Annotated in this window: 19 protein-coding genes; 11 read left to right on the forward strand and 8 right to left on the reverse strand. The window is 66.7% G+C overall.

Annotated features, from left to right (window positions below; all coding sequences use genetic code 11):
- Positions 1-49: 49 nt before the first annotated feature.
- Genes AC3WMU_RS16705 through AC3WMU_RS16715 form a run of 3 tightly spaced genes read left to right on the forward strand, consistent with a single transcriptional unit; the run spans position 50 to position 4,015 of the window.
- Positions 50-565: a sigma-70 family RNA polymerase sigma factor gene (locus tag AC3WMU_RS16705; RefSeq protein WP_280026477.1), complete on the forward strand. Its 516-nt coding sequence runs from the start codon at positions 50-52 to the stop codon at positions 563-565.
- Positions 552-1,541, forward strand: coding sequence for a FecR family protein (locus tag AC3WMU_RS16710; protein ID WP_492282691.1), 990 nt, complete (start codon positions 552-554; stop codon positions 1,539-1,541). Before AC3WMU_RS16705 ends, AC3WMU_RS16710 begins: the two co-directional genes overlap by 14 nt.
- Positions 1,542-1,600: 59 nt before the next feature.
- Complete coding sequence (locus tag AC3WMU_RS16715) at positions 1,601-4,015, forward strand: TonB-dependent siderophore receptor (RefSeq protein WP_492282692.1); 2,415 nt, start codon at positions 1,601-1,603, stop codon at positions 4,013-4,015.
- A 19-nt stretch (positions 4,016-4,034) separates the two neighbouring features.
- Here AC3WMU_RS16715 and AC3WMU_RS16720 read toward each other — a convergent pair whose 3' ends face one another.
- Genes AC3WMU_RS16720 through AC3WMU_RS16730 form a run of 3 tightly spaced genes read right to left on the reverse strand, consistent with a single transcriptional unit; the run spans position 4,035 to position 8,024 of the window.
- Positions 4,035-5,462 carry an efflux transporter outer membrane subunit gene (locus tag AC3WMU_RS16720; protein WP_492282693.1) on the reverse strand — a complete coding sequence of 476 codons (1,428 nt, stop codon included), beginning with the start codon at positions 5,460-5,462 and terminating at the stop codon, positions 4,035-4,037.
- Positions 5,459-6,514, reverse strand: coding sequence for an HlyD family secretion protein (locus AC3WMU_RS16725; protein ID WP_492282694.1), 1,056 nt, complete (start codon positions 6,512-6,514; stop codon positions 5,459-5,461). The genes AC3WMU_RS16720 and AC3WMU_RS16725 overlap by 4 nt, the downstream gene beginning before the upstream one ends.
- A gap of 13 nt (positions 6,515-6,527) precedes the next feature.
- Positions 6,528-8,024 carry an MFS transporter gene (locus AC3WMU_RS16730; protein ID WP_492282695.1) on the reverse strand — a complete coding sequence of 499 codons (1,497 nt, stop codon included), beginning with the start codon at positions 8,022-8,024 and terminating at the stop codon, positions 6,528-6,530.
- Between the two features lie 221 nt (positions 8,025-8,245).
- On the opposite strand from AC3WMU_RS16730, the gene AC3WMU_RS16735 reads away from it, so the two are divergent.
- Positions 8,246-8,638: a DUF4148 domain-containing protein gene (locus tag AC3WMU_RS16735; RefSeq protein ID WP_280026485.1), complete on the forward strand. Its 393-nt coding sequence runs from the start codon at positions 8,246-8,248 to the stop codon at positions 8,636-8,638.
- On the opposite strand, the gene AC3WMU_RS16740 is transcribed toward AC3WMU_RS16735, so the two are convergent.
- On the reverse strand, positions 8,602-9,402 hold the full coding sequence (locus AC3WMU_RS16740) for an AraC family transcriptional regulator (RefSeq protein WP_315134010.1): 801 nt from the start codon (positions 9,400-9,402) through the stop codon (positions 8,602-8,604). The two genes, AC3WMU_RS16735 and AC3WMU_RS16740, sit on opposite strands and share 37 nt — an antisense overlap.
- A 145-nt stretch (positions 9,403-9,547) precedes the next feature.
- Between AC3WMU_RS16740 and AC3WMU_RS16745 the strand changes: the two genes are divergently transcribed.
- The gene (locus tag AC3WMU_RS16745) at positions 9,548-10,780 is read left to right on the forward strand and encodes an MFS transporter (RefSeq protein WP_492282696.1); all 1,233 of its coding nucleotides are present in this window, start codon (positions 9,548-9,550) and stop codon (positions 10,778-10,780) included.
- Between the two features lie 15 nt (positions 10,781-10,795).
- Here the strand turns inward: AC3WMU_RS16745 and AC3WMU_RS16750 are convergent, their stop codons facing one another.
- Both AC3WMU_RS16750 and AC3WMU_RS16755 read right to left on the reverse strand, forming a co-directional pair.
- The gene (locus tag AC3WMU_RS16750; RefSeq protein WP_081533968.1) at positions 10,796-11,125 is read right to left on the reverse strand and encodes a protealysin inhibitor emfourin; all 330 of its coding nucleotides are present in this window, start codon (positions 11,123-11,125) and stop codon (positions 10,796-10,798) included.
- Positions 11,122-12,186, reverse strand: a complete 1,065-nt coding sequence (locus AC3WMU_RS16755; RefSeq protein WP_492282697.1) for a M4 family metallopeptidase — start codon at positions 12,184-12,186, stop codon at positions 11,122-11,124. Before AC3WMU_RS16755 ends, AC3WMU_RS16750 begins: the two co-directional genes overlap by 4 nt.
- Positions 12,187-12,367: 181 nt before the next feature.
- On the opposite strand from AC3WMU_RS16755, the gene AC3WMU_RS16760 reads away from it, so the two are divergent.
- A complete protein-coding gene (locus tag AC3WMU_RS16760) occupies positions 12,368-13,015 on the forward strand; it encodes a DMP19 family protein (protein WP_280026488.1) in 648 nt (215 codons plus the stop codon).
- 293 nt (positions 13,016-13,308) lie between these two features.
- On the forward strand, positions 13,309-14,190 hold the full coding sequence (locus AC3WMU_RS16765; protein ID WP_006222527.1) for a prohibitin family protein: 882 nt from the start codon (positions 13,309-13,311) through the stop codon (positions 14,188-14,190).
- Here AC3WMU_RS16765 and AC3WMU_RS16770 read toward each other — a convergent pair.
- On the reverse strand, positions 14,183-16,288 hold the full coding sequence (locus tag AC3WMU_RS16770) for a PTS sugar transporter subunit IIC/EAL domain-containing protein (protein ID WP_492282698.1): 2,106 nt from the start codon (positions 16,286-16,288) through the stop codon (positions 14,183-14,185). The two genes, AC3WMU_RS16765 and AC3WMU_RS16770, sit on opposite strands and share 8 nt — an antisense overlap.
- A gap of 261 nt (positions 16,289-16,549) precedes the next feature.
- Here AC3WMU_RS16770 and AC3WMU_RS16775 point away from each other — a divergent pair, with 261 nt between their 5' ends.
- From AC3WMU_RS16775 to fhuE, 4 genes are all read left to right on the forward strand, one after another.
- The gene (locus tag AC3WMU_RS16775) at positions 16,550-16,792 is read left to right on the forward strand and encodes a hypothetical protein (RefSeq protein WP_006222529.1); all 243 of its coding nucleotides are present in this window, start codon (positions 16,550-16,552) and stop codon (positions 16,790-16,792) included.
- A 103-nt stretch (positions 16,793-16,895) separates the two neighbouring features.
- Positions 16,896-17,399, forward strand: coding sequence for an RNA polymerase sigma factor (locus AC3WMU_RS16780; RefSeq protein WP_006222530.1), 504 nt, complete (start codon positions 16,896-16,898; stop codon positions 17,397-17,399).
- Entirely contained in the window at positions 17,396-18,394 is a 999-nt protein-coding gene (locus tag AC3WMU_RS16785; RefSeq protein ID WP_492282699.1) for a FecR family protein, read from the forward strand. Before AC3WMU_RS16780 ends, AC3WMU_RS16785 begins: the two co-directional genes overlap by 4 nt.
- 211 nt (positions 18,395-18,605) lie before the next feature.
- Entirely contained in the window at positions 18,606-20,957 is a 2,352-nt protein-coding gene (fhuE, locus tag AC3WMU_RS16790) for a ferric-rhodotorulic acid/ferric-coprogen receptor FhuE (protein WP_280026492.1), read from the forward strand.
- A gap of 4 nt (positions 20,958-20,961) precedes the next feature.
- On the opposite strand, the gene AC3WMU_RS16795 is transcribed toward fhuE, so the two are convergent.
- On the reverse strand, positions 20,962-21,696 hold the full coding sequence (locus AC3WMU_RS16795; RefSeq protein ID WP_492282700.1) for an SDR family oxidoreductase: 735 nt from the start codon (positions 21,694-21,696) through the stop codon (positions 20,962-20,964).
- Positions 21,697-21,744: the final 48 nt, after the last annotated feature.

A 21,744-nucleotide genomic window follows, 5' to 3' on the forward strand; every position in this document is an offset into this window, starting at 1 on the left:
GGCGAGTGGCTTGTGTGATAATGCGAACCATTCATAATTGGCCCGTGCCTTGCGCACGCCCCGACTGATCCGTCCCGTGCTTGAACGCTACTACCAAGAGCTGATCGGCTTTTTCACGCGCGCCTTGCGCTGCCGCGACAACGCGTCGGACGTGGTTCAGGAAAGCTACGCCCGCGTGCTGGGCATGGAGCTGCGGGCCGGGCTGCTGGCCGAGCCGCGCGCGCTGCTGTATCGCGTCGGCAAGAACCTGATCATCGACGAAGCGCGCCGCAAGCGCGCCGAACAGGCGATGCTGGACACGCTGGCTGTGGTGTCGCCGGCGATCGCGCCTGGCGCCGACCGCGTGGTCAGCGCACGCCAGGAAGCCGAGCGCCTGCTGGCGCGGCTGGCGGTCATGCCCAGGAAGCGGCGCGAGGTCTTTCTGATGGTGCGCGTCTATGGCCATACACACGCAGAGACTGCGCAGCATCTGGACCTGAGCATCGCGGCGGTGGAAAAGCACGTCGTGCGCGCGGTGCTCGATTGCGCTGCGTGGCAGGAAGGGGCGGACCGTGCATCGCCCTGACACCACGCTGCAACCCACGCCCGGGATGATCGAACGGGCGTTGACCTATCTGACCCGCATCACGGGCGGTGACGCCGCCACGGCCGACAAGGCGCGCCGGCATCTGGCGGCCTGGCTGGCGCAGGACGCGCGCCACGAGGCGGCCTGGATGCGGGCTGAACGGCTGTGGGCCGCTGATGGCGCGGTCACGGAGGCCCTGCAGCCCTATCTGCCGAAACCGCAAGCTGCGGCGCCAAGCCGGCGTGCCTTGCTGCGCGCGTTCGCGGGCGGCGGGCTGGCGCTGGGCTTGGGATCGCTGCTGCGCTGGCAGGAGCCGCAGGCGCTCTACCGGCTGGGCATCCAGACCGCCCGGCGTGAAGTCCGGTCGCTGGGTTTGCCCGACGGCACCGTACTGGAGGTGGATGCCCGCACGCGCGCCAGCGTTGCCTACTACCGCGACGCGCGCGAACTTACGTTGACGCAGGGCCAGGTGTATCTGGACGTCCGGTCGGAACCCGGCAGGCCCTTCGTGGCGCGCACGCCGTGGGGCACGGTCAAGGTGGTGGGGACTGCATTCAGCGTCAGCGCGCGGGCGGGCGTGATGCGGGTGCAGGTCGAACGCGGATTGGTGCGCGTGTGGGGGCGGGACGGCTCGGGCGAGGGGGTGCTGTTGCAGCCGGGGCAAATGGTGCGCACCGCGGCCGCTGGGCTGGACCGCGTGCGCGAGGTGTCAGGCGGCACGCACGAAGCCTGGCGCCAGGGCTGGCTGGCCTTCGATGCCACGCCGCTGGCCGAGGCCGTGGCCCAGTGGAACGCGTGGAGCGAACGGCCGATCGAACTGTCGGCCGATCCGGCGTTGCAGGCGATGCGCGTCACCGGCAGTTTCCCGGCGCGTGAGCCGGCGCGCTTCCTGGCGGCGCTGCCCGGCGTGCTGCCGGTCGCGATCGAGAGTGTGGCCGGGGGCGGGGCGCGCATCGTTCGCGCCGTCCGAAAATAATTGTCCGGTAAATCGCGGCTCGTTCGTTTTCATGGTCAGAACCTTCCCTAGGATTGACCATGAACGAACGCAAGACCAACAAGACCCGCCTGGCCCCGCCGCGCGCAACGCGCCGCTTCCTGATCCGCAGCCTCTTTGCCGCATCGATCGGCGCGGCCAGCGCGGCCGCCGCCGCCCAAACCGCCGTTGTTGATGTCAACCTGCCTGCCGGCGCCCTGTCCCAGTCGTTGAACGCGCTGGCGCGCCAGAGCGGCACGCCCATTCTGGTCGAGGCCAGCGTGGTGGCGGGCCGCAGCGCGGCCGCGGTGTCTGGCCGCATGACGGTGATGCAGGCCGTCCAGGCCTTGCTGGCCGGCACGCGCCTCGCCGCGCAAGAGCAGCGCGGCGCCATCGTGGTGCGGCCGGCTGGCGAAGACGCCGCCATGCTGGAAACCGTGACGGTGACGGGTGCGGGTGTTGCCGAGAACGCCTGGGGGCCGGCCCCGGGGCTGGTGGCCTCGCGTAGCGCCACGGGCACGAAGACCGACACCTCCATTCTTGAGAATCCGCAATCGGTCAGCGTCGTGACGCGCAAGGAAATGGACGCCCGCAACGTGCAGACGGTGACGGAAGCCATCCAGTACACGCCGGGCGTGTCAGTCGACCAGCTGGGCATGGACAACCAGATCGAATGGATTTCGCTGCGCGGCTTCAGTTCGCCCTCGTCGTATCTGGACGGGCTGCGCCTGGGGCCGATCTGGCAGAGCGAGCCTTTCGGCCTGGAGCGTGTGGAAGTGCTGCGCGGCCCGGCCTCGGTGCTGTACGGCGAGAGCGGTCCGGGCGGGCTGACCGGCATGATCAGCAAGCGGCCGTCCGCCGAGCGCGCGGGCGAAGTGCAATTGCAGGCCGGCAACCAGGACCGGTTCCAGGGCGCCGTCGATCTGACCGGCCCTGTCGGCGAGACCGACGAATGGCTGTACCGCGTGGTCGCCCTGCAGCGCGACAGCAATACCGCCGTGGACTACGTGAAGAACGACCGCGTGTTCCTGGCGCCGTCCTTGACTTGGCAGCCCAGCGCCGCCACGCGCCTGACGCTGCTGACGCAGTACCAGCGGGACAGGATCGGCTTCCTGCCGCAATATCTGCCCGCTGACGGCACCCTGCACGACAACCCCCACGGCAGCGTGCCGCGCAGCCGCTATGTGGGCGAGCCGGACCGCGAACACTATCTGCGCGACCAGACCGCCGTGGGCTACAGCCTGGAACACTCGTTCAACGACACCTTTTCGCTGCAGCAGAACGCGCGCTACACGCGAGTGCATCAGGAGTTCGATACGGTGACCGGCAACGGCTTGCTGCCCGACCGCCGCACCTTGCGCCGCCGCCTGTTCGACGCCGACCAGACGTCCTACGACATCAATGTCGATACGACGCTGACGTCCCGCTTTGCGACGGGGGCGCTGACGCACACGCTGCTGACCGGCGTCGAGTATTCGCGCCAGCGCTACGACAGCCTGAACTGGATCTGCGGCACCGCCGAATGCGCGCCGCCCATCGATCTGTTCAATCCCGTCTACGGGCAGACCATCCAGCGCCCCGACCTGCCGGTCACCGATGCCCTGCAGCATCAGGAGCGCCTGGGTGTCTATGCGCAGGACCAGATCCGCCTGGGCCGCTGGGCCTATACGCTGGGCGGGAGGTGGGACCGCGTCCGGCAGAGCATGATGGACCGCCTGTCGGACACCACCACGCGCAGTGCTGACCACGCCTTCACGGCACGCGTGGGCGCGGCCTATCTGTTCGACAACGGCGTCACGCCTTACGCGAGCTACTCCGAATCGTTCCAGCCCACGTCAGGCCTGATCTATCCCAGCTCGCCCGCCAAGCCGACGACCGGCAGGCAGTACGAAGTGGGAGTGAAGTATGAGCCCGCCGGGCACAACAGCTTTGTTGGTGTCGCCCTGTTCGACGTGGCCCAACGCAACATGGCCACGACGGATCCGGTGAACCCGGGCTTCATCGTGCAGTCCGCCGAAACGCGCGTGCGCGGCGTCGAGCTGGAAGGCAAGCTGGAACTGAGCCGCCAGTTGAGCGTGCTGGCCTCCTACACCTACACCGACGCCGAGTACAAGCGCAGCAACGATGGCTACGAAGGCAACCAGGTCAGCATCACCCCGCGTTCGCAGGCGTCCGTGTGGGTGGACTACGCCTTCACCGACGCGCTGGCGGGCCTGTCGGCCGGCGCCGGCGTGCGGTACGTGGGCAAGCGCTACGGCAACGCGTCCAACACGATCGAACTGGCCTCCTACACGCTGGTGGACGCCGCCTTGCGCTATGACCTGCGCACCTTCGGCGGCCAATGGCGCAACGCCTCCGTCGCGCTGAACGTGAACAACCTGTTCGACAAGGATTACGTCGGCGTGTGCCTGAGCAACACGCGATGCTATTTCGGGGCGCCGCGCACCGTCATGGCCACCGTCACCTATCGCTGGTGACGGCGCGCGGCGCGCAGGGCTATTGCCAGCCGCCACCCAGCGACCGGTAAAGATCCACCAGCGCCAGCGACACCGCGGCCTGCGTGGACACGCGGGCCTGGTCGCTGGCCAGCACGGCGTTCTGCGCGCTGAGCACATTGACGAAGTCCGACGCGCCGGCGGCATATTGGCGCTGCGCGTTGACCAGGGCGCGGCGTGCGCTGGCCGACGCGCGTTCCAGGCTGGCGTGCGCCAACTGCTGTGCTTGATAGGCGGTCATCGCGTTGTCGACTTCATGCCAGGCGGCAAGCACGGTCTTTTGGAAGAGCAGGGCGGCTTCCTGCGCTTGCGACTCGCGCAGCCGCAGCCGGCCGCGCAGGCGGCCGCCTTCGAACAGCGGAATGCGCAGCGCTGGGCCCACACCGAAGATGCCGGCGTGGTCCGTGTCCAGGTCCCGCAACTGCAGGGCCTGCAGCCCGAGGTTGCCAGACAGCGTGATGCGCGGATAGAAGTCGCCCTCGGCCACGCCGATGGCGGCCACCGCCGCATGCAGCGTGGCCTGCGCGCGGCGGATGTCGGGTCGGCGTTCAGCCAGTTCACTGGGCATGCCCACCGGCACCCGCACGGGGCCGCCGGGAATCGGCGCCGCCACCGCCAGCCGTTCGTGCAGCGCATGCGGAGGCTGCTCAAGCAACAGCGCCAGCGCATTCATCAATTGATCCACCCGCAGCACCAGCGGCGGGACGGCTGCTTCGATCGCCGCTGCCTGCGCGTCCGCCTGCGACACGTCCAGTTCCGTGGCGACGCCTTCACGCTGGCGCAAACGGGTCAACGCCAGGTTGTGATTGGCGTTGTCCAGCGTCTTGTTCAAGACGGCTAGTTGGTTCTGCGCGCCACGCAGCAGGATGTAGTTGCGCGCGGTCTCGGCGCGGATCGACAACACTACGGCGCGTTGCGCTTCCAGCGCCGCTTGCGACTGTGCGCCCGACTGTTCGACTTCGCGCCGGACTCGGCCCCACAGGTCCAGTTCCCAACTGGCGTCCACGCCCGTTTGCCAGAGATTGAAGGACGAGCGGCCGTCGCGCCCCGACGGATCGGCCAGGCCGGCCTCGCTGTTCTGGCCGCGCTGGTAGCTGGCGCCGGCGCCCACGCGGGGCAGCGTGTCGGCTTCGGTGATGCCCAGCGCGGCCCGGCTTTGCCGCAGGTGCTCGTAGGCGATGCGGATGTCTACGTTGGCCGCGGTGGCTTCGTTGATCAATGCGGTCAGCGTCGGATCGCCGAAGCTGGCCCACCAGGAGGTGTTCAGGCTCTCTGGCACGGGGGCGCTGGGCGCCGGCGTAGCCGCAGGCTCACGCCATTGCGCGGGCAATTGCGCTTGCGGGGCGACGAAGTCGGGTCCGACCGCGCAACCGCCGATGCCCAACAGCGTGGACAAGAGCAGCGCGCGCGAGATCAGGCGGTGTGTCATTGCGCGTCCCCGTCCAGCGTGGCCACGGTGTCGACCACGGCTTCGACGGACATGCCGGCACGCAGCCGAGGCGCGTTGTCGGGCAGGGCGTCCAGCACGATCTTGACCGGCAGGCGCTGCGCCACCTTGGTGAAATTGCCCGTGGCGTTGCTGGGCGCCACGGGGGAAAAGCTCAGCCCCGTCCCAGGCGCGATGCTCTGCACCCGGCCATGCAGCGGCGTGTCGGGATAGGCGTCGACGGTGATGGTCGCGGTCTGTCCCGGCCGCATATGCGTCAGTTGCCGTTCGCGGAAATTCGCCACTACATAGGCCTGCTGCAACGGCACCACGGCAAGGATTGCCGTGCCCGGGCTGACATAGGCCCCCACGCGCAGCGCGCGGCGGCCGATCGTGCCGTCGATGGGCGAGGTGATCTGCGTGTACGACAGGTTCAGGTCGGCGCGGTCCTTCAAGGCCTGAGCGCGTTGCAACCCCGCGCGCGCGGCGTCGCGCTGCGCGACCAGCACCTCTTGCTGCTTGCGGGCGGCCTGCAACGTGGCCAGGTGCTCGGCCTGGCGCGCCTGCGCCATCTCCAGCCGGCTTCTGGCCTGTTCAAACACCTGTTGCGTGCCCGCGCCTTCGCTGGCCAGACGGCGATGCCGCTGGAGTTCGCTTTCGGCGTAGCGGATGTCCGCCAGGTCGGCGCGGGTGACGGCGTGGGCCTGGTCGATCACGGCTTGCTGGCGTTCCAGCGTGGCGGCCGCGTTGGACAGCTGCGCGGCGGCGACGGCCAATTCGGCGCTGGCCGCGGCCAAGGACGCCTGGTAGTCGCGGTCGTCGATGCGGGCCAGCAACTGTCCTTGCTTGACGTCCTGGTTGTCGTCCACCAGCACGGCGTCGATGAAGCCGGAGACTTGCGGCGCGACGATGGTGTGATCCGCGGTGATGGTGGCGTCGTCCGTGGATTCGGTGGTGGTCGAAGCGGACCATGACCAGCCGCCGTAGGCGAGCAGGCCCAGCGCGGCAAGCGCCGCGGTACGGGGGAGGAGGGTGCGTAAGGAAAGTATCTTCATCAGGGACTCGATGTCAGGTTGAGGCGCGAGGCGGATAGATCCGGGTCGCGACAAAGGGAATCAGGAGGATTAGCAGCACGGCCACGCCGGCCATGCACAGATAGAGATCGGCGGAGGTCATCACGGCGGCCTGTTCCTGCACGCGCCGGGACAGCGCCGCCGTGCTTTCGCCGCCGAGGCTCAAGGGAAAGTTGCCCAACTGGTCCGCCAGTTGGCTCGCGTGCGTGTTGCACCGCCAGGTCGTCAGGGCGTCCAGCAGGCCGGTGGCGGCGACGGCTGCAAATCCCTTGATGGTGTTGAACCAGGCGGATGCGTAGGGGCCGTCCTGTGGCGCGAGGCCGCCGGTTGCCAGCATCAGCAAGGGGATGACGGCCATGGGCTGCGCGAAGATCTGCACGGCCTCCAGCAGATAGAACTGTTCGCGCGACCAGACGGGAGTCAGTTGGGAACCCAGGGCGCAGGACGCGGCCAGCAGCGCCAGGCCGCCCGCCAGCACCCAGCGGCAGTCGACCGCGCGCAGATTGCACAGCGCGGCGACCAGCGGCAGCGCGATCAGTTGCGGCAGGCCCATCGTCAACAGCACGGGTGCGGTTTCCAGGGGCCGATAACCCCGCAACTGTGCGAGGAAACTCGCGGGTATCAGGATGACGCCCAGCAGCACGATCAACACGCCGCCCAGGGTCACGAGCGCATGGCTCAGGTTGCGGTTGCGCAAGAGCTGGATCTTGAAGAACGGCAGGGGATGGGACCATTCGTTGACCATGAACAGCACCATCAACACGGCGCCGGCGCCCAGCAGGCAGGCGATGAGCGGTGAATTCAGCCAATCCAGGCGGTCGCCCTGCACGAGGCCGATCACCAGCATGGCAAGGGCCGGCGCGCCCAGCAGCAAACCACGCCAGTCGAACAGGCGGAAGCGTTCCAGCTTGAGCGGATCTTGCGGCAGGCCTTTCCAGACCGCGGCCATGGCCAGCAGCGCGGGGCCCGCGGCCAACCAGAACGCCCAGCGCCAGCCCAGTACGTCGGTGCAGAAGGCTGCCAGCGGAATGCCCAGGCTGGGCGCGAACGTGGCGGTCAGCGCATAGCCGCCCAGGCCGTACAGCTTGATGTTGGCCGGAAGAAAGCGCAGCGCGACCGTCATCAACATCGGCGGCAACGCGCCGCCAGCCAGGCCCTGCAAGGTGCGCAACAGCAGCAGCACGGGCAGGTTGGGAGCAAAGGGGCAAAGGGCGCCGAATACCGCGAAGGCGGCAAGCGCCGCGACGGTGAACCGCCGCAGCGAAAACGTGACGGAGCACCACGGGGCGAAGGCCATGGCGCAGACCGAGGCGGCCGCATACACCGCGACGAACCAGGTGCCCTGGTCGTAGCTGATGCCGAGCGCGCCACGGATGTCGGGAAGCGCCATCTTGGTGACGTTTTCGTTGAGGCCGGCCAGGATGACGGCCAGCAGCACGCCGGACAGGCCGGTCAGGATGCGCGGGCCAAAGGCCGATGAAGGAGACTGCATGGGAATAACGCCTTGGAACACAGGAGCCATTCAGTCTAGGGAGATGCGTGCCTGCGAAACACCGGGCGCGGCGCAATGCAGGCTTGCGCCGCGTGCAAGGCTGGCGCATCCCGGCGCGGCGAGGCTTGCGTGCGGCACAACGCTGGATTGCGCGGCAGGGGATTTATCACGGGGGGCGTTCAGACGACCATGGCGGCACTTGATAACCGCAAAGGAATTCCATGAACACGTTCCAACTTTCCACGCTAGCCCTGTGCCTGGCCCTGACGGGTGGCGCCGCGCACGCCGAAGGCAAGACCCGCGAACAGGTGCGCGCCGAATTGATGGAGGCCAAGGCTGCGGGCCTGGTCACGTACGGCGAACAGCAATACCCCGTCGACCTGCCGGCCACCAGCACGAAGACTGCCAGCCAGGTCCGCGAAGAATTGGCGGCCGCCCGGGCAGCAGGCATGGTGACGTTTGGGGAACTCGACTACCCGCCCAACGTGCCCGCGTCCACCGATAAGACCCGCGAAGCGGTGCAGGCGGAAATGCGCGAGGCCCGCGCGCGCGGCGTGATGAAGTCTGGCGAGCTGGACTATCCGCCCGTCACGTCCGATTTGTCCGCGAAGTAACGCGCGGGCGTCTTTCCCAGTGTTTTCTTGAACATCGTGATGAACGCGCTGACCGATTCGTAGCCCAGGTCTTCGGCGGTGCGTTGCACCGACACGCCGGCGGACAGGCGCTGCAAGGCCAGGATGATGTGCAGTTGCTGGCGCCAACGCCCGAAACTCATGCCGACCTCCTGCTGCACCAGGCGCGCAAGCGTGCGTTCGCTCATGGCCACCCGCTTGCCCCATTCCGCGACCGTGCTGCGGTCGGCGGGATCGGCGTTCAACGCGCTGGCGATCTGGCGCAGGCGAGGGTGGTCCGAGAGCGGCAGGTGCAGATGCTCGGTGGGCATGCGTGAGAGCTGCTCCACCAGCACGTCCGCCAGCTTGCGGTTGGCGGCGGTGGTGGTGTCTGAAGGCGGCAGGTCGGCCAGGTGCACGATCAGTTCCCGCACCAAGGGCGAGATCGCCAGGGTGCAGCAGGCGGAAGGCAGGCCGGGCGTGCCGGCCGGCACGAACAAGAAGCAGACGCGCCCGTTGGCCGTGACGCGATTGCTGTGCGGCACGCCGCCCGGAATCCACACGCCGCATTGCGGCGGCACCATCCACAGCCCCTGGGGGACCGAGCAGGTCACCCCGCCGCGCAGCGACAGCACCAATTGGCCCATGGGGTGGTGATGGGTGGGCGATTCGCTGTCCTGCTCGGCCGCATGCACCGGCATGGCGAAGGTCCACTGCGCGGCGGCATTGGGATCGAAGGCGGGCGGTGGGGAATGGCTGTGATGCATGGCGATGACGCCGAGGGACAGGTTGGCAGGATTCAGGGATAGTTTGTCATTGTCTCGAAATTCGGTAAAGCGGCGCGTGCGTAAGCTAAGGCCTCTGAAATGCGGGTTTTTTCCGCATTGGCTTTGGATTTCACAGATTGCTGCCATGACTCACATTCCTTCCCACACTCGCCCCACCAGCCGTCCGGTGCTGCTGATCGCGGGCATGCTTTGCATCGCCATGGCGCTGCGCGCGCCGGTTACCGGCGTGGCGCCGCTGATCGGCATGATTCGCGAACAACTGGGCCTGTCGTCGACCGCCGCCGGCATGTTGATCACCCTGCCGCTGCTGGCGTTTGCCGTGGTGTCGCTGTTCGGGGCGGGGCTGGCCCGCCGCTTCGGGCTGGAGCGCGCGCTGTTCGGTGCGCTGCTGCTGATTGCCTTGGGCATCGTTGCGCGCACGCTGGGCGCGGCTTGGGGGCTTTATGTGGGCACCGCCATCATCGGCGCGGGCATCGCGATCGGCAACGTCCTGCTGCCCAGCCTGGTCAAGCGCGACTTTCCGCAGCGCGTGGCCGGGTTGACGTCGGCCTATGTGCTGACCATGAGCATCGCCGCGGGTGTGGCGTCCGCCGTCGCGATTCCGCTGGCCAACCTGTCGGCGGGCGGATGGCGCTTTTCAACGCTGTGCCTCGTCGTAGTACCCGCGGTCAGCCTGCTGCTGTGGCTGCCGCAGCTGTCCAATCACACGGCGCCGGCCTCGACGACCACGCATGCGCCGCACGGCGGCCGCCTGTGGCGTTCGCCGCTCGCCTGGCACGTGACGCTCTACCTGGGAATCAATTCCTTCGTGTTTTACGTCGCGGTGAGTTGGCTGCCCGCCATCTTGCTTGATGCCGGGTACTCGGCCGAACGCGCGGGTTCGCTGCACGGGCTGCTGCAACTGATGTCGGCCGGCCCCGCCTTGTTCCTGGCGCCGGTGGTGCGCCGCTTGAAGGATCAGCGCGGCGCGGCGTTCTGCTCGGCGGCGGCCTCGTTCTTGGCCCTGCTCGGCCTGATCGCCGCGCCCGGCTGGGCCACGCTCTGGATCGTGCTGCTGGGTCTGGGCACGGGCGGCGGCATCATCCTGGGCCTGGCCTTTGTGGGCTTGCGCGCCAGCCACGCGCAGCAGGCCGCGGCGCTGTCGGGCATGGCGCAGTGCGTGGGCTATCTGTTTGCGGCCTCCGGCCCAGCCGTGGTGGGCGCCTTGCACGACCGGCTGGACAGCTGGAGCGTGGCGCTGGGCGCATGCGCCGCCTTGTGCGTGGCAATGGCAATCATCGGCCTGTATGCCGGACGCGCGCTGCAGATCGGCGGGTTCCGCGAGCACGCCGCGCGGCCAGTGCCAGCCGCGCACTGACGCGGACCCGAGCCGTCACATGGGTTCGGCGTGGGCTTTCCACAGGCGCACCAGCGTATCGGGCGCATCCGTTTCCGGCACGTCGAAACTGACGGCCGTCTGGTCGTCGCGGTCCATCACCATTTCGATGTGGAAGTAGCGCTGATCGCCGCCGCCTTGCCCACATTCGGGCACGGCCAGCGGGGCGGCGCGTTGCAGGGCGTCGCACACGTCCTGGCGCACGCCGGGCGGGCAGGTCGACAGGTTGATACTGCGGGGTTGCGACAGGCCGGGCAGGTAGGCCAGGCCGCCTTCTCGGCTTAGCCGCACCAGCAGCACGAGGTCCAGCGGAGGCAGCTCGATCATGACAGCACTCCCACGGCCGCCCAGGCCTGGCCGATGGCTTTCTGCACGGCCGCGTCATGGCGTTCGGCGGCCACCGTCAGCGTCAGGGTGGCAAAGGCCTTGAAATCGGCATCGTGGCGCAGGCGCTTGTCACACAGCGTGTCGTACCAGACTTGCCCGGCACCTTTCCACGCGGGCCCGTCCAGCGTGGTGGCGGCCAGGAAGAAGGCGCGGTTGGGGATGCCGGAATTGATGTGCACGCCGCCGTTGTCGCGCGGCGTGTCGGCGTAATCGCGCATGTGCCCGGGTTGCGGATCCTTGCCCAGCAATGGGTCGTCGTAGGCGCTACCGGGCTCGGCCATGGAGCGCAGTGCGCGGGCACTGACTTTTTCGGTGAACAGTCCGGCACCCACCAGCCAGTCCGCCTGCCGGGCCGTCTGGCCCAGCGCGTACTGCTTGACCAGCGCCCCGAAGACATCGCACAGCGATTCGTTCAGCGCGCCGGACTGGCCCTGGTAGAGCAGACCGGCTTCGGTATCGATGACGCCGTGCGTGAGTTCATGGCCGATGATGTCGACGGCGATCGTGAAGCGGTTGAAGACTTCGCCGTCGCCGTCGCCGAACACCATCTGCGCGCCGTTCCAGAAGGCATTGTCATAGTCTTCGCCATAGTGCACGGTGCCCACCAGCGGCAGGCCATGGCCGTCGATGGAGTGGCGCTTGTAGATGTCCCAGAACAGCTTGTACGTGGCGCCCAGATGCGCATAGGCTTCATCCACTGCCGCATCGCCGCTGGCCGGTCGGCCTTCGGCGCGCGCTAGCGTGCCGGGCAGGGTGGTGGTGTTGTCGGCGTCATGCACGGCACGTTGCGGCGTGCCGCCAGGCGCGGCGTGGCGGGTGGGGGCCAGCGTGGCGCGTGGCGGCTGTTCCGCCATCTCGCGCAAACTGCGCTGTTGCTGGTCAATGATCAGCGTCTTGACGGCCGGCATGCTGACGCGGGCGTCAGTATGCTGCGCCAAGCGGTCCAGCACGTAGGGCGGGATCACGCCGATCAGCGGGGCGGACTCGGAAGGACGTGGCATAGTCGGTCTCTGTCGTGGAAGCCGGGCCAGTGGCACGGTGCAGGCAAGACTACGGTAGCAGAAGGCTTCGACCCGAGGACGTAACAGTGTGCGGCCTGATGCGAGCGCGGCCTACGCGTGCGCCTCGACAGGGATGCGCGGTGCCGGTAAGGTTCGCCGGTTCCTGTTCTTCGGTTTTGACATGTCATTGACTCCGTACCGCATTCAATCCATCGCGTTGACCGACACGCATCTGCTACTGACGTTGGCCAACGGCCATACCTTGCAAGAACCGATCAGGCGCCACATCCGCCTGGAAAACGCGACGCCTGCCGAACGCGAGCAATGGCAATTGGTGGACGATGGCTTTGGCGTGGTCTGGCCCGCGCTGCTGGCGCCCTCGGCCGAGGGCATGCTGAATGTGCACGACTTGTTGTGGGACCAATGCTACGAGCAGGCCATGGCAAGATTGGCCGCGGCCGAATGGCAGCTGGACCGCCTGTCGCGGGTCGACCAGGAGCTGGTGGCGCTATGGCGGATGGAAGCCGACATCAACAACGGCGGCTTTATGCAGTTCCTGTGCAATTGGGGCTCCCCGACCTGCCAGTTGGCCCTGCAGGCCTTGCGCAAGGTGGGCGCCACGCACATGCTGGCCGTGCTGTCGCGCATGCGAGGGCTGATCGACCGCTTCGAGGCCTCGCCCGAGGTCGTGGAGCTGAACGACATTTACGGCGCAATGACCGACGCCGAACAAGAAGAAATGGAAGCGCTGGACCACGCATTCTGGGAATATCCCGACCGGTTGTCCCGGTTGGGGTTGCAGGTTTACGGGGCGAACCTCCAGCCATGAAAGTCCCTTTCCTTCAGCGGGAAAACGGCCACGCGTAGCAGAGTCCGAATGCTCAGCAACGTTCTGCAAAGTCTGGCAACACTCGCGCCCGATAGGGCCATCTATCCGTCCCCGGCTCGGGCTAGAATCCGATGCTTCTTTCCCGGGGGGGGACGCTCGATGAGGTATTTCCTGATCTTGGTTGGCGCAGCAGTGGTCGCCTACTTGCTGGCCCGCGGCATCGCGGCCGTGCTCTCGGACCGTAAACGTTCAAAAACAGATAGGGACTCCAAGTGAAGCCGACAGACATTCAGATGGTCAAGACGATCGGCGCGGTCAAGCCGCGCAGCATCAAGGTCGCCATTGGCACCGGCATTCTCTTCCTGCTGATCCTGTTCCTGGCGTTCGGTTCGTGGTTTCAGGTAGACCAGGGCGAACGCGGCGTCGTGCTGCGCAACGGCAAGCTGGTGCGCGTGTCCGAGCCGGGCCTGGATTTCAAGACGCCGTTCATCGACAACGTGATGACGGTGTCCGTGCGCGACCACACTTTTGTGTTTGAAAAGCTGGAGGCCTACAGCTACGACCAGCAGCCGGCGCACCTGCGGGTGTCCGTCACGTACCGTGTGCCGCCCGAGCATGTTGCTGAGCTGTACTCCGAATACGGCACCATCGGCAATCTGCAGATGCGCGTGCTGGAGCGCAAGACGCCGGACGCCGTGAAGAACGTGTTCGGCCAGTACACCGCTGTGCGCGCCATCCAGGAACGCCAGAAGCTGGGCCTGGACGTGAACAACGCCGTCTTGAAGACGATGGAAGGCGCGCCGGTGCAGGTGGTGGGCGTGCAAATCGAAGAAGTGGGCTTCTCGCAAGCCTATGAGCATTCCATCGAACAACGCATGCTGGCCCAGGTGCAGATCGAGACCACGCGCCAGCAGAAGGAAACGGCGATGATCAACGCCGAGATCCAGGTGGTGAAGGCCAAGGCTGAAGCCGACGCGCGCCGTCAGCAGTTCACGGCTGAAGCCGACGGTATCCGCATGCGCGGCGAAGCCGAAGCGGCGTCCATCCGCGCCAAGGCCGAGGCGCTGGCCGCCAATACCAATCTGGTCAGCCTGAACGCGGTTGAAAAATGGGATGGCGTGCTGCCGGCCACGCAGGTGCCGGGCGCGGCATTGCCGTTCATCGGCATCAAATAGGCGCCGACGTGTAAGGAGGCGCCGGCATGGGCGGGGCCGCCTGCCGCCGGCGCGTGAAGTCCACAAGGCTGTCGCCCGACAATGCCTTGCTGTAGTACCACCCCTGCACGATGATCTCGGCAGGGGAATCCAGCGCCATCAGCTGCTGGTCCGTCTCCACGCCTTCCACGATGATCTGCAGGTTCAAGGCCTCGCAAAAGCGCAGCAGGCCGCTCATGACCAGCGCGCCTTGGTCGGAGCCTTGCGCGACCACGAAGCTGCGGTCGATCTTGACCGCGTCGATCTGGAATTGGTGCAGGTAGCTCAGGGCCGAGTAGCCCGTACCGAAATCGTCGATGTACACCCGGGCGCCGATCGCGTGCAGTCGGTCGAACGCGGTATGCAACGCCTGCGCGTCTTCGACCAGCGCGTCTTCCGTCAACTCCACCGAGATCTGTCCGCCGGCTTGCGCCAGCACCTTGATCAGTTTTTCCAGGTAGTCTTCGGAGGTCAGCGTGCCTGGCGTGACGTTGATGGTCATCGGGAGCACGAAGTCGCGATTGCGCCATTGCAGGCATTGCAGCACCGCCTGCCTGGCCACCCACAAGTCCACTTCGCGCATCAGGTCGGCCTGCGCCAGCCAGCGCAGGAATTCCATCGGCGCCTGTTGCGTGCCCTCCGGGCCGGTGGCGCGCAGCAAGGCCTCGCAGCCGGTGCAAAGTCCGCTGCGCAATGACACCTGGGGCTGGAACTGCAAGTAGAAGTCGTATTGGCTGATCTCGCGGATGCGGGCGTTTTCGGTGGCCCGGTGCGCGCGGTCGGCGTAGATCTTCACGATGGGGTCGTGCGCATACAGCAACGATTCTTCCTGCAACCGGGGGAAGGTCGTATCCAGGGATTTGAAGTAGACGGTCGCGCTTTCCTGGCGCTGGCGTTCCTGCGCGACGACAAAGGGGGCGTACAGGCACATGCCGATGCCCACCAGCACGATCTGCAACGCCACGCCGGCCAGGCTGCCGCCTGCGGCGATATAGGCGTTGAACAGCACGGGTGAGGTCAAGGGCAGTTCGGTGGAGGCGGTCGGCAACCAGCCCAGCTGCACGACGGCCAGCGCGATGATCGCATTGCTTACGGGCGCCAGCACGAATGGAACGAGCAGGCGCGGATTCAGAATCAAGGGCAGTCCGAACAGCAGGATCTCGTTCACGTTCAACAGCGACACCGGAAGGCTCGCCAGGGCCAGCACGCGCAGCGATTCGTTGCGCGAGAACACCAGAATGGCGATCACCAGCGACATCGTCGCGCCCGATCCGCCGATGAAAACGAAGGCGCCCAGCAGCGTGCTGTTCAACGCATACATGCCTTCATAGCCGGCGGCCTGGGTCACGGCGTTGAGCATTGCCGCCTGGTCCATCACATCCATCACGGGCGCCATGGCGTGGTAGCCATGGATGCCGAAGAACCACAGCAGGGAATCCAGGCCGGCGATCACCGCGCCGGAGGTGAACGGATTGTCCAGCGAAGCGAAGTTCAACGGGATGTTGAATTGCGCCACGCCGGGAATGCGGAGCGCGGCGGACAGCGTCACCAGGACCACGCCGGCCGTCAGCAGGCCGGGCACCACCATGTTCAACGTGTCACGCACGTTTTCGCTGATCAGTCCGTCGGGTGCCAGCCGTGTCCAGGGGCGCCGGTGCAGCCACGCCATCAGGGGCACAGTCAGCAAGGGGGACACGATGGCGATGAAAAGCACCAGCGTGGCTGCCGCCTGGGGATAAGGCGCCATCAGGCCGCCAGCCATCACCACGAACGACAGGCACAGGAACGCGGTGGGCAGATGGGGCAGGCGATACCGGAAGGACAGCATGTAGCCGATGGACGTGCCGGCCAGGATGGGCATGATGCCCGACAGCTTGTCGTGCACGCCGGTCAGCAGTTCGACGACGCTGGGGGGCATGCCGAATTGGCGGGCGACGACGGACAGGACGAGGAACAGGGCGGTGACCAGCAGGCACGGCAAGGTCCAGAGCAGGCCCTCGCGGATGGCGCGCAACGCGCTGGCGCTTGCCAGAGAGGCCAGCCGATCTTTCGGGTTGCGAGGCAAGATCGATTTCGGCATGGAGGTCTGCCCAAGGTCCCGAGCAGGCGAACAAGTGCCCGGTCCCGTGTTTGTAAGAATATTTTGCTACATCCTAGCCGCTGTTTTCCCGGTTTAGCAATCGATAGGGCGCCGAATCCTAGGGATTCCCCTCTGTCAAGAAATGCAAAGCGGGCGCAAGGTGGCAATACAGGCTCGATGGAGCGCTATACGATCAAGCGGTTGCACACCCGATTCGCGGGGTAGGCGCACCAGCCAATAAGCTTCAATGAGGAGACATGGATGTCTCAGTTGGATTGGACGTCCGGCGATACCGCGCCGGAACGGCAGGGTTATTACGAAACACGGTTCGACACGGGACGCACTGCCATCACGCTGTACAGCGTGCTGGGTTGGATGCCGGTGAAGACACCCGGCAACATGGTGAGTTGGCGGCCATTGCCACCTGCGGCCGAGAAGGAAGAAGCCGAACGCCACATACAGGAAATCCGGGCGGCGCAAAGCCATTGCCCCATGGATTACTAGCGGAGCGACCACGGTTGTGGCGGACATGCGACGGTGCGCTTGCGATAATGAGAATTATTTGTAAAATTCGCAGCCCTGCCGCTTTCCGCCACTTGATTGGTCCATGTCCCGCCCTTCCTCGCCCCGCACCGGTTGGCTCGCCTATTACGACGAGCTGGTGGGCGTATGGAGCCGGCGCACCGGCAACCGGCACGATGCCGAAGATGCGGCGCATGACGCCATCGAGCGCCTGCTGAAAGCGGATGCCAGCGTTGCGCTGAAGGCGCGCGGCTACCTGTTCCAGGCGGCGGGGCACCGGCTGATCGACCGCTGGCGCCGGCAGGATCGGGCTGAACACATACCGTTGGACCAGCTGGGCGAGGCCGACCAGTTGATCCTGGACGACCCGGACGCGCCGGTGCGCGCATCGCGCCTGGCAGACGATTTGGCCAAAGTCCTGGCAGAATTGCCCCCCAAGTGCCGCGAGGCCTTCGTGCTGAACCGCATCGAAGGCTGGACGCAGGCCGAGGTGGCGGCGCATATGGGGCTGTCCAAGAATATGATCGAGCGCTATGTCATGCGCGCCATTGAACACGTGCGCGACCGGCTGCGCGAACACAATCCATGAGCATGCCTTTTCCGAACGACCGCGACGCAGCGCGCGAGCCGGCCACCGCCGCGTGGTGGTTCGCGCGCTGGCATTCGGGCGAGCTGACGCGGCGCGACCGCCGCGAGTTCGCCCGGTGGCGCCGCGCCCATCCCGATGCCGCGCGTGAATTCGACCGCATGCAGCAATTGGGAACGGCGGCCGCCGGATTGTCGCGGGACCAGGTGCAAGGCCTGCTGGGCGGCGCGGTGCCCCCGCGCCCGCGACTGCGCCGCGAGCGCGGGTTCGTGCTGCGCGTGGCGATGGCCTGTGCGGGGGCGGCGGCGGTGGCCTTGGGCGTGTGGTGGAGCCTGCCCGTGGAAGCGCCCTCGTTCACCTCGATGGTCAGCACGGAACGTGGCGAGCGCCGCCAGATGACCCTGCCGGATGGCTCGGTCCTTGAGGTCAACGGCGGCACCCGCGCCCAGGTGAAGCTGTACGCCGGGCGCCGCGACGTCGAACTGGAAAGCGGAGAGATCAATTTCACCGTCAGCGCCGACCCCGCGCGCCCGTTCATCGTGGACGCCGGTAGCGGCGTGGTGCGCGTGACGGGCACGGTGTTCGACGTGCGCCGCGATGCGGATCAGGTGGCCGTGCTGGTGGAGTCCGGCACGGTCCAGGTATCAGGCGGGCACTGGTGGAACCTGGGCCGCGCCGTGCTGCGCGCGGGCCACGGTATTCAGGTGCCGGGCAGCGGCGCAATCGGCGTGCCGGCGCCCATCGACGTACAGACGGCCACAGCCTGGCGCGATGGGCGGGTGGTGTTCAAGAACACGCCCCTCACCGAGGTGGTGCGCGAAATGAACCGCTATCTGGCCACGCCGCTGCGCTTGGCGGATGACAAGGCGGGCCGACTGCGCGTGTCGGCGTCGTTCTCGCTGGACCGCCCCGAGGCGCTGGTCGACGCCTTGCCGGCGGTGGCCCCGGTGCGCTTGACGCCACGGCCCGGCGGGCCCATCGACATCAACGCGAACTGAGCGCCGCCCAGCGCTGTTACAAAATAAATGGGAATGAGATTCAGGTTTATCTGCGGTTGAGGCGTTCTACGAAGGAAGGCGCATGCGCCGCACGCCCATTGCCGGGCGCGCAATCCCCTTTCTCGAACCGAAACAGCAGGTATTCGTGACCCATCCCGCAAGCAGTCATTCCACCGCGGCGACGCGCCGCGCAGGCGCGGCACCGCGCTTCATGCTTTCCTCCCTGATGCTGGCCCTGGGCCTGGCGCTTGCCGGCGCCCCGGATGCCGTGCGCGCCCAGTCCGGCGCCGTGTCGGTTGACATTGCCGCGCAGCCGCTGGGCGACGCGCTGATGCAATGGGCCGCCCAGACCAAGGTGCGCGTGTTCTATGCGCCCGACGTGGTGGCGGGCCTGAACGCGCGCGGCCTACGGGGCAGCCTGGCGCCCGAAGACGCGTTGCGGACCCTGTTGCAGGGCACGGGCGTGGCTTACCGCTGGCAAGGCGACAGCATCATCCTGACGCGCGACGGCGGCGTGACGAGCCTGGCGCCGGTGACGGTGATGGGCAGCTCGGATCCGGCGGTTACCGAAGGCACCGGTTCCTACACCACGCCGGCCACGTCGGCTGCCACCGGCTTGACCCTGTCGCTGCGCGAGACGCCGCAGTCCGTCAGCGTCGTGACGCGTCAACGTATTGACGACCAGAACCTGCGTTCGCTGGACGAGGTGATGGGCAACGTCGTGGGCGTGCAGGTGGTCAGCGAAGACACCGACCGCACCGACTTCTGGTCGCGCGGGTTCTATATCGACAGCCTGCAGTACGACGGCGTGCCGACCACCATCGGCCTGTCGATGTATGGCGAATCCGACAACGACTCGTTCATCTACGACCGCATTGAAGTGGTGCGTGGCGCCACCGGCCTGATGAGCGGCGCGGGCAACCCGGGCGCGTCGATCAACCTCGTGCGCAAGCACGCCAACAGCAAGGAATTCACGGGTTCGGTCAGCGCGGGCTTCGGCTCGTGGAACCAGTACCGCGGCACCGTGGACATGTCCACGCCGTTGAACGAGGAAGGCACCGTGCGCGCGCGGATGGTGGCGCTTTACCAGGGCCGCGATTCCTATATCGACCTTTACCACGCCAACAAGAAGGTCTTCTATGGCGTGATCGACGCGGACCTGACACCGAACACGCGGTTGAGCGTGGGGGCGGACTATCAGGACAAGCGGCCGCGCGGTTCCACCTGGGGCAGTCTGCCTGTCGTGTTCAGCGACGGCACGGCCACCGATTGGCGCCGGTCCAAGACCACGGCGGCGGACTGGACCTATTGGCACACGACCAACCAGACGATGTTCGCCACGCTGGAACATCGCTTCGAGAACGATTGGGAAGTCCGTGCAGACTGGTCCCAGCGCAAGAGCAAGTACGATGCCAAGCTGCTGTACCTGTACGGCGACCTGGACCGCGAAACCGGCACGGGCCTGCGCGCGCTGCCGGGCTACTGGAATTCCTACGCGCAGCAGACGTCGCTGGACGTGCAAGCCAAGGGGCCGTTCACGCTGCTGGGCCGCAAGCACGAGGTGGTGGTGGGCGCGATGCGCAGCCGGTACGGCGAAGACTTCTATCGCTACGGGTTTGAAAGCGCTTCGCTGGCCAGCACCGGCAACTTCTATCAGTGGGACGGATCGTTTGCGCAGCCCACCTGGACGGACGCCAGCCTGCGCGGGACCGTCACCCACCAGGAAGGGGCGTACGGCGCCATCCGCTGGTCGTTGGCCGACGGCCTGACCGCCATCACGGGCGGCCGCTACGCGACCTGGAAATCCAAGTCGGATACGCGCGACCAGAAGGATTCCCAGTTCATTCCGTACGCCGGCGTGGTGTACGACATCAATGACACCTATTCGGCCTATGTCAGCTACACCGATATCTTCCAGCCGCAGGACAACCGGGACCGCAACGGCAATTACCTGGATCCGGTGCAGGGCAAGAACTACGAAGTGGGTGTGAAGGGCGAATACCTGGATGGCAGGCTGAATACCTCCATCGCGCTGTTCAAGGTCAAGCAAAGCAAGGTCGCCGTGCTGGATGGCGACGCGCTGGTGCCGGGCTCGTTCGAGCAGGCATACACCACCGCGGACGGCGTCACCACCAAGGGCGTCGAGCTGGAAGTCAGCGGCCAACTGACCCCGGGCTGGAACGCCTATGCCGGCGGCACTTACTACACCAGCCGCGATGCGCAGGGCGTGTCCGTCAACCCGGAACGTCCACGCGCCATGGCCAAGTTGTTCACGACCTACCGCTTGCCGGGCGACTTCAGCAAGCTGACCGTGGGCGGCGGCGTCAACTGGCAGATTTCGACGTATAGCGAAGTCAGCGCGGGCGGCGGCACCGTCACCGCCAAGCAGAAGGCCTATGCCATCTACAACCTGATGGCGCGCTACGACTTCAATTCGCGCTTGTCCGCCCAGTTGAACCTGAACAACCTGTTCGACAAGAAGTACTACCTGGGCGGCGTGGCGAATCAGGTCTATTACGGCGAACCGCGAAGCGTGTTCGTGAACCTGACCGCGAAGTTCTAAGGCGTCAGGCCTGCTGGCGGGTGGCCGCCAGCACGATCTCGCGGATGCAGACGCCGTCGGGCTGCGCGTAGGCGTAGTGGACGGCGTTGGCCACGTCTTCGGCGGCCAGCACTTTGCCACCCATGTCCGCCTTCCAGGCTTCATAGCCCGTCTTGATGCTCTCGTCGGTGGTATGGCCGAGCAGCTCGGTTTCCACTGCGCCCGGGGCGATGGTGACCACGCGCACGTTGTGGGCCGACAGTTCTTCACGCAGGTTTTCCGACAACCCGTGCACCGCGAACTTGGTGCCCACATAGGCCACGTGGTTGGGGAAGGTCTTGCGGCCCGCCACCGAACCGATGTTGATGATGGTGCCGCGCTTGCGTTCGGCCATGCCGGCCGCCACGGCATGCACGCCGTTCAGCACGCCCTTGATGTTCACGTCCAGCATGCGGCTCCATTCCTCCGGGTCCTGGCGCGTGATGTCGCCCAGCAACATGACGCCCGCATTGTTGACGATGGCATCCGCGGGGCCGAAACGCGCCTCGGCTTCCTGTACGGCAGCGGCCAGCGCCTGGCGATCGGTCACGTCGACCGAACGCGTCAGCGTGTGGGGCAGGTTCAACGCCTGCATCGGTTCCAGCCGGCGGGCCAGCAGCAGCAGCGGGTGGCCGTGGGCCGAGAAGAGGCGGGCGGTGGCCAGGCCGATGCCGGAACTGGCGCCGGTGATGATGACGAGCGGTTTGGCGGGGGTGGTCATGGTGGGGCTCCAGGTATTGGTTTTCTATATGCGAAAGGGTTGAAAATC

This window comes from Achromobacter sp. FW305-C-13 (assembly GCF_058783475.1).